General features: G+C 71.6%; 15 protein-coding genes. 3 read left to right on the top strand and 12 right to left on the bottom strand.

Annotated elements, in window-relative coordinates:
* Positions 1-15: 15 nt before the first annotated feature.
* The 3 genes from VF557_19745 to pyrR are packed head-to-tail and all read right to left on the bottom strand — an operon-like array spanning position 16 to position 3,016.
* Positions 16-1,350, bottom strand: coding sequence for a dihydroorotase (locus VF557_19745; GenBank protein HEX8082451.1), 1,335 nt, complete (start codon positions 1,348-1,350; stop codon positions 16-18).
* Positions 1,347-2,360, bottom strand: coding sequence for an aspartate carbamoyltransferase catalytic subunit (locus tag VF557_19740; protein HEX8082450.1), 1,014 nt, complete (start codon positions 2,358-2,360; stop codon positions 1,347-1,349). The genes VF557_19745 and VF557_19740 overlap by 4 nt, the downstream gene beginning before the upstream one ends.
* On the bottom strand, positions 2,357-3,016 hold the full coding sequence (gene pyrR / locus VF557_19735) for a bifunctional pyr operon transcriptional regulator/uracil phosphoribosyltransferase PyrR (protein ID HEX8082449.1): 660 nt from the start codon (positions 3,014-3,016) through the stop codon (positions 2,357-2,359). The genes VF557_19740 and pyrR overlap by 4 nt, the downstream gene beginning before the upstream one ends.
* Before the next feature lie 354 nt (positions 3,017-3,370).
* Between pyrR and VF557_19730 the strand changes: the two genes are divergently transcribed.
* On the top strand, positions 3,371-3,880 hold the full coding sequence (locus tag VF557_19730; GenBank protein ID HEX8082448.1) for a transcriptional regulator: 510 nt from the start codon (positions 3,371-3,373) through the stop codon (positions 3,878-3,880).
* A 62-nt stretch (positions 3,881-3,942) separates the two neighbouring features.
* Here the strand turns inward: VF557_19730 and nusB are convergent, their stop codons facing one another.
* From nusB to rimP, 9 genes are all read right to left on the bottom strand, one after another.
* Positions 3,943-4,365, bottom strand: a complete 423-nt coding sequence (nusB, locus tag VF557_19725) for a transcription antitermination factor NusB (GenBank protein ID HEX8082447.1) — start codon at positions 4,363-4,365, stop codon at positions 3,943-3,945.
* 9 nt (positions 4,366-4,374) lie between these two features.
* A complete protein-coding gene (gene efp / locus VF557_19720; protein HEX8082446.1) occupies positions 4,375-4,938 on the bottom strand; it encodes an elongation factor P in 564 nt (187 codons plus the stop codon).
* Between the two features lie 147 nt (positions 4,939-5,085).
* Positions 5,086-5,988, bottom strand: coding sequence for a tRNA pseudouridine(55) synthase TruB (truB, locus tag VF557_19715; GenBank protein ID HEX8082445.1), 903 nt, complete (start codon positions 5,986-5,988; stop codon positions 5,086-5,088).
* Between the two features lie 61 nt (positions 5,989-6,049).
* Positions 6,050-7,393, bottom strand: coding sequence for an MATE family efflux transporter (locus tag VF557_19710; GenBank protein HEX8082444.1), 1,344 nt, complete (start codon positions 7,391-7,393; stop codon positions 6,050-6,052).
* A 7-nt stretch (positions 7,394-7,400) separates the two neighbouring features.
* Positions 7,401-7,946, bottom strand: a complete 546-nt coding sequence (locus VF557_19705; protein HEX8082443.1) for a GNAT family N-acetyltransferase — start codon at positions 7,944-7,946, stop codon at positions 7,401-7,403.
* On the bottom strand, positions 7,924-8,361 hold the full coding sequence (rbfA, locus tag VF557_19700; protein HEX8082442.1) for a 30S ribosome-binding factor RbfA: 438 nt from the start codon (positions 8,359-8,361) through the stop codon (positions 7,924-7,926). The genes VF557_19705 and rbfA overlap by 23 nt, the downstream gene beginning before the upstream one ends.
* Positions 8,362-8,470: 109 nt before the next feature.
* Positions 8,471-11,329 (bottom strand): translation initiation factor IF-2, encoded by a 2,859-nt coding sequence (gene infB / locus VF557_19695; protein HEX8082441.1) that lies wholly within the window; start codon positions 11,327-11,329, stop codon positions 8,471-8,473.
* A 519-nt stretch (positions 11,330-11,848) separates the two neighbouring features.
* Positions 11,849-12,943, bottom strand: a complete 1,095-nt coding sequence (gene nusA, locus VF557_19690; GenBank protein HEX8082440.1) for a transcription termination factor NusA — start codon at positions 12,941-12,943, stop codon at positions 11,849-11,851.
* 3 nt (positions 12,944-12,946) lie between these two features.
* Entirely contained in the window at positions 12,947-13,594 is a 648-nt protein-coding gene (rimP, locus tag VF557_19685) for a ribosome maturation factor RimP (protein HEX8082439.1), read from the bottom strand.
* Positions 13,595-13,708: 114 nt separating this feature from the next.
* Between rimP and VF557_19680 the strand changes: the two genes are divergently transcribed.
* Both VF557_19680 and VF557_19675 read left to right on the top strand, forming a co-directional pair.
* Complete coding sequence (locus VF557_19680) at positions 13,709-14,254, top strand: hypothetical protein (protein ID HEX8082438.1); 546 nt, start codon at positions 13,709-13,711, stop codon at positions 14,252-14,254.
* Positions 14,251-14,823, top strand: coding sequence for a DUF4439 domain-containing protein (locus tag VF557_19675; GenBank protein ID HEX8082437.1), 573 nt, complete (start codon positions 14,251-14,253; stop codon positions 14,821-14,823). Before VF557_19680 ends, VF557_19675 begins: the two co-directional genes overlap by 4 nt.
* Positions 14,824-14,828: the final 5 nt, after the last annotated feature.

Genomic DNA, 14,828 nt, shown 5'->3' with positions numbered 1-14,828 from the left:
GCCCTTGCCAGCGGGTCATGCCCACACCACCGCCGGCCGGGCCTGCACCGCGCCGGCGCGCACGGTGGCCCGGCCGCGGAGGAAGGTCGCCAGCACCCGGCCGGGCAGTCGCCGGCCGGCGAACGGGGTGTTGCGCGAGAGCGAGGCCAGCCTGGCCGGCTCCACCAGCCAGCTGGCGCCCGGATCGATCAGGGTGAGGTTGGCCGGCTCCCCCGCGGCGATCGGACGGCCGTGCCCGGCGAGCCGTCCGATCATGGCCGGCCGGACGCTCATCCGGTCGGCCAGCCCCGCCCAGTCCAGCCGGCCGGGTTCGACCATCGTCTCGATCAGCACCCCGAGGGCGGTCTGCAGGCCGAGCATGCCGAACGCGGCGTCGCCGAAGGCGTGGTCCTTGTCGTGCGCGGCGTGCGGGGCGTGGTCGGTGGCCACCGCGTCGATGGTCCCGTCGGCCAGGCCGGCCCGCAACGCCTCGACGTCCTCGGCCGGGCGCAGCGGCGGGTTCACCTTGTACACCGGGTCATAGCTGCTCAGCAGATCACAGGTCAGCAGCAGGTGGTGCGGGGTCACCTCGGCGGTGACCGGGATGCCCCGGGCCTTGGCCCAGCGCAGCACCTCGACGCTGCCGGCGCTGGAGACGTGGCAGACGTGCAGCCGCGAGCCGGTGTGCCGGGCCAGCATCACGTCGCGGGCGATGATGCTCTCCTCGGCGACCGAGGGCCAGCCGGGCAGCCCCAGCCGGCCCGACAGCTCGCCCTCGTGGGCACAGCAGCTGGCGTCGGCCAGCCGCGGGTCCTGGGCGTGCTGGGCCAGCACCGCGTCGAACGGCTTGAGGTACTCCAGCGCCCGGCGCATCAGCCGGGCGTCGCTGACGCAGTGGCCGTCGTCGCTGAACACCCTTACCCCGGCGGCCGATCGCGCCATGTTGGCGATCTCGGCAAGCTGCTCGCCGGCCAGTCCGCGCGAGACCGCCCCGACCGGGCGGACGTCGACCAGGCCGGCCAGCTCGCCCAGCCTGGCCACCTGCTCGACCATCTCGGCGGTGTCGGCGACCGGGTTGGTGTTGGCCATGGCGTGCACCGCGGTGAACCCGCCGAGCGCGGCCGCGGCCGAGCCGGTGGCGATCGTCTCGGTGTCCTCGCGCCCGGGCTCGCGCAGGTGGGTGTGCAGGTCGACCAGGCCCGGCAGCAGCACCGCGCCGTCGGCCTCGATCAGCTGTGCGCCGTCCGGTAGCTCCAGCCCGGACCCGACCTCGACGATGACCCCGTCGGCCACCAGTACGTCGGCCGGCGCGCCGCCCAACGGCCGCACCCCGCGCAACAGCACCGGAGCCGGCCGGGCAGCTCCGGTCACGAGGACGCCCCCGCCGTCTCGGCCGGCGCCGCTCGCAGCGCGCCGGTCGCCTCGTCCGCGCCGGCCAGCAGGTGGTAGAGCACCGCCATCCGGACGGCCACCCCGGCCCGGACCTGGTCCAGCACCAGCGACCGGCCGCTGTCGGCCGCCGCCGAAGAGATCTCCAGGCCGCGGTTCATCGGGCCCGGGTGCAGCACCGGCGCGTGCTCGGGCAGCAGCTCCAGCCGGGCCGGGCTCAGGCCGTAGCCGATCGCGTACTCCCGCTCGGTCGGGAAGTAGCCGACCGCGGCCCGGCCACCGCCTGCCGAGCCGCCGCCCATCCGCTCGCGCTGGACGCGCAGCATCATCACGGCGTCGACGTCGCCGGCCACCTTGCCGGCCAGCGTCGCGTCCAGGTCCCAGCTGGTGACGCAGTTCCACCCGTGCACGCCCGCCGGCATCAGGGTGGGCGGCGCGACCAGGGTCACCTGCGCGCCCAGCAGGGTGAGCAGCGCGACGTTGGACCTGGCCACCCGGCTGTGCACCAGGTCGCCGACGATGACGATGTGCCGGCCGGCCAGCTCGCCGAGCCGGCGGCGCAGCGAGAACGCGTCCAGCAGCGCCTGGGTCGGGTGCTCGTGGGTTCCGTCGCCGGCGTTGATGACGTGGCAGTCGACCCATTCGGTGATCCGCTGCACCGCGCCGGAGCTGGGATGCCGGACCACCAGCGCGTCCACCCCGAGCGCGGCGACCGTCAACGCGGTGTCGCGCAGGCTCTCGCCCTTGCTGACGCTGGAGCCCTTGGCGCTGACGTTGATCACGTCGGCCGACAGCCACTTTCCGGCGATCTCGAAGGACGACCTGGTCCGGGTGGAGTCCTCGAAGAACAGGTTGACGATGGTGCGCCCGCGCAGCGCGGGCAGCTTCTTGACCTGCCGGGTCTGGATCGCGTCCATCTGCTCGGCCGAGTCCAGGATCTGGCTGGCACTGGCCGCGTCGAGATCGCCGGCTGAGAGCAGGTGCCTGATCATGCCTGGCCCCCGGCCGCGACGATGCTGACCTCGTCCACCCCGTCGGTCTCGACCAGGCTGACCCGCACCTGCTCCTCGGGCGAGGTCGGCAGGTTCTTGCCCACGTAGTCGGCCCGGATCGGCAGCTCGCGGTGGCCCCGGTCGACCAGCACCGCCAGCTGCACGGCGCGCGGGCGGCCCAGGTCGGTCAGCGCGTCCAGCGCGGCCCGCACGGTGCGGCCGGAGAACAGCACGTCATCGACCAGGATCACCAGCTTGGCGTCCACCCCGCCCGCCGGCTCGACGGTGCGCCCCAGTGGCCGGCTGGCCTGGGTGCGCAGGTCGTCGCGGTAGAGGGTGATGTCCAGGCTGCCCAGGCCGACCTGGACGCCGGAGAAGCTGGCGATGCGGGCAGCCAGCCGGTGTGCCAGGGGCTGACCCCGGGTCGGGATGCCCAGCAGGACCACGCCGTCACCGCCCTGGGTCTTCTCCAGGATCTGGTGGGCGATCCGGTCCAGCACCCGGGAGATGTCATCGGCGTGCAGGACGGTCTTGGCGCCCGCTGACCGGGAGGCTGTCGGCGGCCCGGCGGGTGTGGTAGCTGTGGTAGCTGTGCTGGGTGTGGTTGCTGCGTTCGGCGGGCCGGCTGAGGTGGGTGCGGTGAAGGTAGCCGTCACGCGAGAGGGTGTTGCTGGGCTTGGCTGCGCAGGCACGCTGCGAAGACCCCCTTCCCCGCCTCACAGGACGAGTCGTTAAAGGGACGTCGAATAGACACCGACGGTAGCAGAATGAAGGATGGCAACCATGTACGGGCGCTTGTGTCGGCTTACCCGGTTACAGTATGTGGAAGTGTTACCCTGTGAAGTCAGCGTTACCAGCAGACATTGGGTAATAAGTCAGACCACAATGACTACCACGCGTGGCCACTTACGTTTAAGGACGGGGACGTGACTGAGCACAACACTCCGACCATCGGTGAAGACGTAGCCGCAGCCTCGGCCGCTGAAGGCGTCGGCTCCGAGGCAGCCGGGCTGGCTCCGGGCGACCGCGAGTACGCCCGTGCGCTCGGCACCAGGCTGAGGGCGGTCCGATCCCAGCAGCGGCTGTCCCTGCACGGCGTCGAACGCAAGTCCAACGGCAAGTGGAAGGCGGTCGTGGTCGGCTCCTACGAGCGCGGCGACCGCGCCGTGTCGGTGGCCCGCCTCGCCGAACTGGCCGAGTTCTACGGCGTGCCCATCTCAGAGTTGCTGCCCACCGAGGACGGCGTGCCCAGCAGCCGGGCCGACAGCGGCGGCAAGGTCGTGCTCGACCTGCAGAAGCTGCAGCACGTGCCCGCCGAGGACGCCGCGCCGCTGGTGCGTTACGCGCACTCCATCCAGCGCCAGCGTGGCGACTACGGCAACAAGGTGCTCTCGATCCGCGGCGAGGACCTGCGGGCCCTGGCCCTGATGTTCGACACCTCGCTGGAACGGCTGACCGAGAAGCTGCTCAGCTGGGGCGTGCTGGCCCCGGGCTCGATCGGGCACGGCCAGCTCGACTAGGGCCTCAGACCAGGGCCTCAGACCCTGAGTCACCCGGCCCCTGAGTCATCCGGTGGGCGACCTCAGGTGGCGCTCGCGCCGCCGGCCGGTAGTTGATCGCGCAGCACCCTGCCCAGAATCCCGTTGACGAACTTGGGTGACTCGTCGGTGGACAGCAGCTTGGCCAGCTCGACCGCCTCGTCGATGGCCACCGCGTCCGGCACATCCGGCGCCCACAGCAACTCGTAGAGCCCTACTCGCAAGACCGCCCGGTCCACTCCCGGCATCCGGTCCAGCGTCCAGCCCTCGGAGTAGTCGGTGAGCAGCTGATCGATCGCGGCCCGGTGCTCGGTGACCCCCTCGATCAGCTCGACGGTGTAGTCGTTGACCGGCGGGTCGGCCAGCGCGATCCGCTCGGCCAGCATCGTCACCGGATCGGCTCCGCGAAGATCAGCCTCGTAGATCAGGTCGACGGCGCGTTTTCGGGCCTTGCTGCGGGCGGCCATGCTAGATGCTCAACTGTTGATCCGGCCGAGGTAACGGCCGTCCCGGGTGTCGATCTTGATCTTCTCGCCGGTGGTGACGAACAGCGGCACCTGCACCTCGGCGCCGGTCTCCACCGTGGCGGGCTTGGTGCCGCCGGTCGCCCGGTCGCCCTGCAGTCCCGGCTCGGTGTAGGTGATCAGCAGCTCGACCGAGGTCGGCAGTTCGATGTAGAGCGGAAGGCCCTCGTGCACCGCGACCACCGCCTCGGCGTTGTCGAGCAGGTAGTTCGCGCCGTCACCGACCACCCTGGCGGGCACGTGCATCTGCTCGTAGGTGTCGCCGTCCATGAAGACGAAGTCCTCGCCCTCCTTGTAGAGGTAGGTCATCGCCCGCTTGTCCACCGTCGCGGTCTCGACCTTGGTGCCGGCGTTGAAGGTCCGGTCGACCACCTTGCCCGACAGCACGTTCTTCAGCGTGGTCCGCACGAATGCGCCGCCCTTGCCCGGCTTGACGTGCTGGAACTCCACGACGGTCCACAGCTGGCCGTCGATGTTGAGCACCAGGCCGTTCTTCAGGTCATTCGTGGTGGCCATGAGTCGCTACGTCTCCTAAAGGATGGGATCGGTTCCACTGCGATGAGCGCAGCTCCGACGCGCCGCGAGCGCGAACCGCAGGCGGGCTCTTCGGGCATAGTTTAGCCGCCGGCCCGGGACGTCCCCGCCCATCCGGCGGGCGCGCCCTCAACTGGCGGGGGTGAAACCGAGCACCGGCCGGGCGCGGCCGTCGGACTCCCGCAGCAGCGCCACCGCCTCGCCGGTCTCGGCGATTCCGCCGTAGACGCCCTCGATGCCGGCCGGGGGAATGGTGCGGCCGAACGTCAGCTCGCCGGCCTCGGCCGGGCTCAGCGCGCGCACCGGCATGGTGGCCGCGATCGCCCGCGGCAGCGGCAGCGCGATCGGGTCGGGCAGTTCGGCCAGCTGCTCCAGGCTCAGCGCCTGCGCCACGGTGAACACCCCGACCCGGGTGCGGCGCAGCGCGGTGAGGTGGCCGCCGACCCCGAGCAGCTCACCCAGGTCACGGGCCAATGCCCGGACGTAGGTGCCCGAGGTGCAGTCCACCAGCACATCCAGGTCACAGCACTCCCCCGCCCGGCGCGGCTCGCTGACCAGCTCGAACCGCTGCACCGTCACCGGCCTGGCCGCCAGCTCCACCGTCTCGCCGGCCCGCACCCGGGCGTAGGCCCGCTCACCGGCCACCTTGATCGCCGACACCGAGGACGGCCGCTGCAGGATCTCACCGGTCAGGGCGCTGATCGCGGACCGGATGGCGGCCGGGTCGAGCTCGGCGGCCGAGGCAGCGGACAGCACCGTCCCCTCGGCGTCGTCGGTGCTGGTCGTCTCACCCAGCCGGATGGTGGCCAGGTAGGTCTTGTCGGTGAGGATCAGGTGATTCATCAGCTTGGTGGCCCGCTCCACGCCCAGCACCAGCACCCCGGTCGCCATCGGGTCCAGCGTGCCGGCGTGCCCGACCCGGCGGGTGCCGGCGATCCGGCGGACCTTGGCGACCACGTCGTGGGAGGTCATGCCGGCCGGCTTGTCGACGATGATCAACCCGCCCGGCCCGGTCGGGCCCTTCTTCGCCATGTCGTCCTTCGCATCGTGGGTCCCGCGTTCCGCGGAGAGGGTAGCGAACCGGGCGCGCGGGTCAGCGCTGCTCGCCGACCACCAGCCAGCGCCCGGACCGGGTCCGCCACACCATCCCGACGAACCGCAGCCCGATGAAGGCCGCCAGGCCCGCCCAGACCCCGGACAGCCCCCAGTCCAGCCACAACGCCAGCAGGCACAGCGGCACGAAGCCGCCGAGCGCCCCGACCAGGGTGACGCTGCGGATGAAGGCGTTGTCACCGGCGCCGAGCAGCACGCCGTCCAGCGCGAAGACGATGCCGGCGACCGGCATCATGCAGACCAGCCACGGCCACAGCACGTGCATCTGCTCGCGAACGCCCGCATCAGAGGTGAACAGGGCCGGGATCAGGTACCAGCCGGCCGCCATCACCACCGCGAACACCACCCCGGCGGTGAAACCGTAGCGGCTGACCCGCCAGGCGGTGCGCTTGGCCGCCGCGACCGCCCCGCCGCCCAGCGCCGCGCCGATCAGCGCCTGCGCCGCGATCGCGAACGAGTCCAGCAGCAGCGCGATGAACGTCCACAGCAGCAGGCCGACCTGGTGCGCGGCCAGCTCCGCCGCGCCCATCCGGCCGGCCGCCCCGGCCGCCGTGAGGTAGGCCGCCTGGAAAGCCAGCGCCCGGACCACCAGGTCGCGGCTGACCACCAGCTGCTTGCGCATCACCTTGCGGTCCATGGCGATCGGCACCTGCTCGGCGCGGATCGCCCGCAGGAACAGCAGCGCGCCGACCCACTGGGCCAGCACGTTCGCGATCGCCGAACCGGTCAACCCCAGACCGGCCGGATAGACCAGCAGCGGCGAGGCGAGCGCGGACAGCGCGTTGGCGATGACCACGATCCGCACCGGCGTCCGGGTGTCCTGCACGCCCCGCAGCCAGCCGTTGCCGGCCAGCACGATCAGGATGCCGGGCAAACCCAGGATGGCGACCCGCAGCCACTCGGTGGCCGCGTCGGCGACCGGGCCCGGGCCGCCGGTGATGGCCTGGACCACCGGCCGGGCCACCAGCTGGCCGACCAGCACCGCCAGCAGCCCGATCCACAACGCCAGCCAGGACGCCTGGACGCCCTCGTTCACGGCAGCCGAGCGGCGTCCGGCGCCGAAGTAGCGGGCCGCCCGCCCGGTGGTGCCGTACTCCAACGAGGTGCCGAGCACCGTCAGCATCGTCATCACCGTGCCGGACGCGCCCAGGGCCGCCAGCTCGACCCGGCCGAGGTGCCCGACCACGGCGGTGTCGACCAGCAGGAACATCGGCTCGGCGGCCAGCACCACGAACGCCGAGGCCGCCAGCGACACGATCCGGCGGGTCGGGACGTCGACGAGGTCGACCGGCTCGGGGCTGCTCAACGCCGGATCGCTGCTCAACGCCGGCTCACAGCTCGCAGAACATGATCAGCAGATCGACGAAACCCTGCTCGGGATGGGCGAACCCGCCGGGCACCGTGCCGATGACGCTGAACCCGAGTTCGAGGTAGAGCGTGACCGCGTGCGTGTTGGAGGCCGCGACGGCGTTGAACTGGATGCCCCGGTAGCCGGCCATACTCGCCTGCGCCTGGCTGTGCGACACCATCGCCCGGCCGACCCCGCGGCCCCGGGCGGCCTCGCTGACCATGTAGGAGGCGGTGCCGATGTGCGCGCCCGGGCCGGCCTTGTTCGGGCCGAGCCGGTAGCTGCCCAGCACCGTGCCGTCCGAGCCGGTCACCAGCCAGACCTGGTCGGGCGGCGAGCCGAACCACAGTCGGCGACCGGCCTCGCAGCCCATCGCCGGGTCGTAGCAGTAGGTGTCGCCGGCAGCCACGATCTGATGCCAGAACGGCCAGATCAGCGGCCAGTCGGACTCGGTGGCCGGCCGGAGACGAACTGGGCCGGCGCCGTCGTTGCCGCCGTCCGCGCGGCTACTCCTCGTCGTCGGTCGCACGTGGCTTGCGGTAGGGATCTGGGTCCCCGGCCGGGACCGCGTGTGCCCGGGCCGCCTCGACCTGGGCGTCGGCCTGCCGGGCGACGGCGAGCAACTCGTCGATGTGCTGCGCGGACTGGGGCAGCTCGTCGAGGTAGAACGACACCGTCGGGGTGAACTTGACCCCGGTCTGGCGTCCGACCTCGCTGCGGATCTGTCCCTTGGCGGCCTCGAGCGCGGCAGCGGAATCGGCCCGTTCGACGTCGTCGCCGAGCACCGTGTAGTACACCGAGGCGTCGTGCAGGTCACCGGTGATCTTGACGTCGGTGACGGTCACCATGCCCAGCCTCGGATCCTTGATCTGGCTCTCGATGTAGGAGGCGACGATCTGCCGGATGCGACCGGCCATTCTGCGGGAGCGTGGCGAATCGGCCATGGCTGAACTCCTTTGCTGTCGGTGTGAGGCCCCCCGAAGGGTCATGCCCAGCGCCGCGGACGGCGCTGAGCATGACCGGTGGGCCTCGCTGACTACTAAGGCTGAACTACTAGCCGCGCGGCTTCTCGCGCATCTCGTAGGTCTCGACGATGTCGCCGATCTTGATGTCGTTGAACGACCCGAGCCCGATACCGCACTCGAATCCCTCGCGAACCTCGGTGGCGTCGTCCTTGAACCGCCGCAGCGACTCCACGTTCAGGTGCTCGTTGACGACGATGCCATCGCGGACCAGCCGGGCCTTGGAGTTTCGCCGGATGGTGCCCGAGCGGACGATCGAACCCGCGATGTTGCCGATCTTGGGAACCCGGAAGACCTCGCGGACCTCGGCGGTGCCCAGCTGCGCCTCTTCGAACTCGGGCTTGAGCATGCCCTTGAGCGCGGCCTCGATCTCGTCGATCGCCTGGTAGATGACCGTGTAGTACCGGACATCGACGCCTTCGCGCTCGGCGGCCTCGCGCGCCTTGCCCTCGGGCCGGACGTTGAAGCCGATCACGACCGCGTCCGAGGCGATGGCGAGGTTGATGTCGTTCTCGGTGATGGCGCCGACACCACGGCCGATCACCCGCAGCGAGACCTCGTCGTTGCCGTCGTTGAGCTCGATCTTGAGCAGCGAGTCCTCGAGGGCTTCCACCGAACCGGACACGTCACCCTTGATGATCAGGTTCAGCTGCTGAACCTCACCAGCGGCCAGCGCCTTGTCCAGGTCGTCCAGGGAGATCCGGCGACGGTTGGAGGCCAACTGGGCGTTGCGCTCCCGGGCCGACCGGCGGTCGGCGATCTGGCGCGCGATCCGGTCCTCCTCGACGACGATGAACGAGTCACCGGCGCCGGGAACCGACGTCAGGCCCAGCACCATCACCGGAGAGCCGGGGCCTGCCTGGTCGACCGTCTTGCCGTCGTCATCGAGCATCGCCCGGACCCGGCCGAAGGCGTCGCCGGCGACGATCGAGTCACCGACGTGCAGCGTTCCGCGCTGCACCAGGACGGTCGCCACCGGGCCACGGCCGCGGTCCAGGTGCGCCTCGATGGCGATGCCCTGGGCGTCCTGGTGCGGGTTGGCCCGCAGGTCCAGGGCCGCGTCCGCGGTCAGCAGGATGCCTTCGAGCAGCCCGTCGATGTTGAGGTTGTTGCGCGCCGAGACATCGACGAACAGCGTGTCGCCGCCGTACTCCTCGGCCACCAGCCCGTATTCGGTGAGCTGCTGGCGCACCTTCTGCGGGTTCGCGCCTTCCTTGTCGATCTTGTTCACCGCGACCACGACCGGCACATCGGCGGCCTGGGCGTGGTTGAGCGCCTCGATCGTCTGGGGCATCACCCCGTCGTCGGCCGCGACCACCAGCACCACGATGTCGGTGGTGGAGGCGCCACGGGCACGCATGGCGGTGAACGCCTCGTGACCGGGGGTGTCGATGAACGTGATCGCCCGGTCGACGCCCTCGTGGCCGACGTGCACCTGGTAGGCGCCGATGTGCTGGGTGATGCCACCGGCCTCACCGGCGATGACGTTGGACTTGCGGATCGCGTCGAGCAGCCGGGTCTTACCGTGATCGACGTGACCCATCACGGTCACCACCGGCGGACGGGCCACCAGCGCCTCGTCCCCGCCCTCGTCGTCGCCGAAGGTCAGGTCGAAGGACTCCAGCAGCTCGCGGTCCTCGTCCTCGGGGCTGACGACCTGAACGTTGTAGTTCAGCTCGGCGCCCAGCAACTGCAGGACCTCTTCGTTGACCGACTGGGTCGCGGTGACCATCTCGCCGAGGTGGAACATCACCGTGACCAGGGCGGCAGGCTCAGCGTTGATCTTGTCCGCGAAGTCCGACAGCGACGCGCCGCGGGGCAGCCGCAGCACCTCACCGGTACCGCGGGGAACCTGCACACCGCCCAGCGACGGGGCCGACATGTTGTCGAACTCTTGACGGCGCTGCTTCTTGCTCTTGCGGCCACGGGTCGGACGGCCACCCTGCCGGCCGAACGCGCCCGCGGTGCCAGCGCCTCGGCCCCGGCCACCGGGACCACCGCCACCGGGACGGGGGCCGAAGCCACCGCCACCGCCACCGCCACCGCCGCCACCACCCGGCGCGCCACCAGGCGCACCGCCGGGACCGCCGCGGTAACCGCCACCGGCGCCGGGAGCGCCGCCGCCGGGACCACCGCGGTAACCGCCGCTGGTTCCGGGAGCGCCACCAGGACGGCCGGGACCACCGGGACGGCCGGCTCCGGCGCCACCGGGGCCGCCGGGACGTCCGGGCGCGCCGGGACGGCCTGGGCCGCCCGGGCCACCGGGACCGCCACCACGGCCGGGCATCATGCCCGGGTTCGGACGGGGCGGCATCATGCCTGGGTTCGGACGCGGACCACCGGCGCCGGCGGGGCCGCCGGGACGCGGGCCGGCCGGACGCGGCGGCATCTGGGACTGCCCGGAGGGCGAGCCGCCCGGACGCGGAGCTGCCGGGCGGGGCGCGGCCTGGCCGCCGCCCACGCCGAACGGGTTGTTCGCCACTCGCTGGCCACCGGGTCGCGGCGCGCCGGGCCGGGGCGCCGGCGTCGGAGCCGCCGGCCGGGCCAGGCCGCCGTCCTGAGTCGGCGCGGCCGCCGGCGCGGCGCTTGCCGCGATCGGAGTCGGCGCGGCCACCGGCGCCACCGCGGGCGTCGGAGCAGGGGCGGGCGTGGTCACCGGGGCCGGAGCGGCCTCGGTGACGGGCTGGGGTACGGGTTTGGGGGCGGTCTTCTTGGCCGGAGCCGGAGCCGCGGCGGGGAACGCCTCACGCAGCCGCCGGGCGACCGGGGCTTCGACCGTGGACGATGCGCTCTTGACGAACTCGCCGAGTTCGCTGAGCTTTGCCAGAACTTCCTTGCTGGGTACGCCGAGCTCTTTGGCGAGCTCGTGTACGCGGGCCTTGCCTGCCACTGGACTCCTTTGTCGCAGGACCGGCGGTAAGCCCGCACGGTCCCGATTTAGGTGGGAAACGCAATCATGACTGGCGCTTCATCGGGTGCTCATAGCTCTTCTTCTCACATTCGCTGCGTACCCGTCAGGCGGGAGCTGACAAGAGGGCAATCCACGACCCGAACACCGGTCTATGACCCGGTGATCGACTCGACATACTTCCGAACCGGCGTGGCGTCCAGGTGGGCGGTGCTGCGCAACGCCCGTCCGAACGCCCGACGACGCTCGGCGAGTTCCATGCATCCGATGACCGGGTGAAGCCAGGCTCCCCGTCCGGCGGCACGGCGTCGCGGGTCCGGCAACACCTGGACCGGCAGGACCGGCGGACTCGAAGAGCCGCCGACCTCGGTGGACGCTGCTGGCCCCGCCACAACGCGAAGCAGATCGGTGGCCGGTGCTCGCTGGCGGCAGCCGATGCAGGTACGCAGAACGCGCGCGTCATCGAGCTGGCCACCGTCGAGCTGACGGCCAGAGACAATGCTACTCCCCACCAGCGCCGGATTCGGCCACCAGTCGATCGGATTCGCGCGGCGCCGGCCGGATGTCGACTGCCGGCTCGTCATCCCATTCGTCAGCAGGGGCCGCGGCGGGCTCGACCGGCTCGGCGTCGGAGTGGATGTCGATCCGCCAGCCGGTCAACCGGGCGGCCAGCCGGGCGTTCTGGCCCTCGCGTCCGATCGCCAGCGACAGCTGGTAGTCGGGCACCACCACCCGCGCGGCCTTGGCGACCGGGTCGATGACCCGGACCTCCCGGGCGGCGGCGGGCGAGAGCGCGTTGCCGACGAACGTCGCCGGGTTCTCGTCGTAGTCGATGATGTCGATCTTCTCACCGTGCAGCTCGGCCACCACGTTGCGAACCCGCTGCCCCATCGGCCCGATGCAGGCGCCCTTGGCGTTGAGCCCCTCCACCCGGCTGCGCACCGCGATCTTGGTCCGGTGGCCGGACTCGCGCGCCACCGCCATGATCTCGACGCTGCCGTCGGCGATCTCGGGGACCTCCAAGGCGAACAGCTTCTTGACCAGGCTCGGGTGCGTCCGGCTGAGGGTGATCTGCAGGCCCCGCATGCCACGGGTCACCGAGACCACGTAGCTCTTGATCCGGGTGCCGTGCTCGTAGACCTCGCCAGGCACCTGCTCCGACTGCGGCAGGACGGCCTCGACCTTGCCCAGGTTGACCAGCACCAGCCCGCGCTGGGATGCCTGGGCGTCGGCCTGGATGACGCCGGTGACGATGTCGCCCTCGTGGCCGGAGTACTCGCCGTAGGTGTGCTCGTGCTCGGCGTCGCGCAACCGCTGCATGATCACCTGCTTGGCGGTCATCGCCGCGATCCGGCCGAAGTCGGTGGGGGTGTCGTCGAACTCCTCGACCAGCTCGCCGTCGGCTGAGTACTCCGCGGCCCAGACGGTGACCGCGCCCGTCTTGGAGTCGATCTCGACCCGCGCATGCGGCATCGGGTGGTTGGTGTGCCGGTACGCGGTCAGCAGCGCCGTCTCCAACGCCTGCAGCACGGTCTCGAAGGAGATCTCCTTCTCCCGCTCGATGCTGCGCAGTGCCGCGATGTCCACTGAGACCATGGCTCAGGCCTCCTTCTCGTCGTTCTGGTGGTGATCAAGGTCGTCGCTGCCGAGGTCGGCGTCGTCGTCCGCGTCGTTCGGGTCATCGACGTCGCTGAGGTCATCGACGTTGTTCGGGTCATCGACGTCGCTCAGGTCATCGACGTCGCTCAGGTCATCGGCGTCGTCCGGTTCGGGCTCGCCCGGCCGGGAGAACTCCACCTGCACCCGTCCGGGACCCAGCTCGGCCATCGGCAGGCGGCGCTGTGCGCCGGCGACGTCGAGCACCACGGCGGAGTCCTCGACGCTCACGATCCGCCCGGTGAGCGGCCGGCCCTCGACGTCCACCGTGACCAGCCGGCCGGTGGCGCGGCGCCAGTGGCGGGGCTCGGTCAGCGGCCGGTCGACGCCCGGCGAGCTGACCTCCAACACGTAAGGGCCGGCGAAGCCCACGCCGCCGCCGTTGTCGTCGTCGAGCACCTCGGAGATCGTGCGCGAGATGGTGGCGACCGCGTCGAGGTCGATGCCGTGGTCACCGTCGACGCTTACCCGGATGAGGCTCCGGCGGCCGGCGGCAGTCACCGAGAGGTCGTCGAGGTCATATCCCGCTGCGGTGATGACCGGGCTGATCAGTTCGATCAGCTGTTGACGTTGCGGCGTTCGCGCAGTCATGTCGGGCGCTCCCGTCGGTGTCCAGTTATGGCCAAGAATGCCCGGTGAAGTCCGGCGCGCCAGCTTCGAAAGCTGTCTTACCAGCTTACAAGCATCTGAGAGACTGCTCGCGCCATGGCCGACATCTCCCGTAGAACGCTGTTGAACCGGGCATTGCTGGTGACCGCTCTCGGCGGCGGCGCGCTGCTCGGCCTGACCAGGCCCGTCAAGCGCAAGATCGCCTCGCCGCCGCCACCGCCGCCGGTCGCGCTGACCGCCGCCCTGGCCCGGCAGCGGCGCCTGCTGGCCGGTTATGACCAGGCGCTGGCGAGCCAGGCCGGGCACCCCGCGCTGGCCGGATTGCGTGCCGACGTGGCGGCGCACGGCCAGGGTTTGCGCGCGGTGCTGCAGCACTATCCGGGCTGGCGATTGGCCGTCACCAGTTCGGCGCCCGTCACCAGCTCGGCGCCCGCCACCACCGCGCCTGCCGGCAGCCCCTCGTCGGGCGCGAGTGTCCCGGACAGCGTCTCGGCGCTGGCCTCGGCCAGCAGGGCCGCGGCTGCTGCCACCACCCTGGCCTGCCTGGACTGGCCGGCCACCGAAGCGCACGCCGCGGAGGTGCTGCCGCTGCTGGGCAGCATCGCCGCGTGCCTGACCAGCCATGCCCAGGTGCTCTCATGACCGCCCCCGGCCAGGACGCCGTGGTGCAGGCGCTGCAGCGGGTGCTGGCCGCCCAGCACGCCGCGGTCTTCGGCTATCCGGTGATCGGGGTGGAGTTGCGCGACCCCGGCCAGGCTCGGCTGGCCCGACTGCTGGAAGCGCGCCACCGGCACACCCGCGACGAGCTGATGGCCCAGATCGCGGCTCGGCGGGCCAGCCCGGCGCCGGCCGAAGCCAGCTACACCCCGGCCCAGCCGGTGACCGCGCCGGCCGACGCCCAACGCTGGGCGCTGGAACTCGAACAGGACTGCGCGGCCGCGTACCGCTACCTGCTGGTGGCGCCGGTGCTGGCCGCGGCAGCCGGCCTGAAGCCGTCGGGCGCGAACGGCTCGAGCGCGACCGGCTCGAACGCGACCGGCTCGAACGGTTCCGGCGCGAACGGCTCAGGCGGTCCGGCGCTCAGCGCTGCCGCGCACGCCAGCCTGCGGCGGCAGGCGCTGGCCGGGTTGAACACCGCCGCCCTGAACGCCACCGAGTGGCGCTCGCTGCTCAGTCCGGCCACCCCGACGGTCGCCTTCCCGGGCCTGTAGTCAGC

This window comes from Jatrophihabitans sp., assembly GCA_036389035.1.
In the GTDB taxonomy this organism is placed as follows: Bacteria; Actinomycetota; Actinomycetes; order Mycobacteriales; family Jatrophihabitantaceae; genus Jatrophihabitans_A.
Note: the sequence above shows the minus strand (reverse complement) of the source record. Positions and strands in the feature narration are given on the sequence as shown.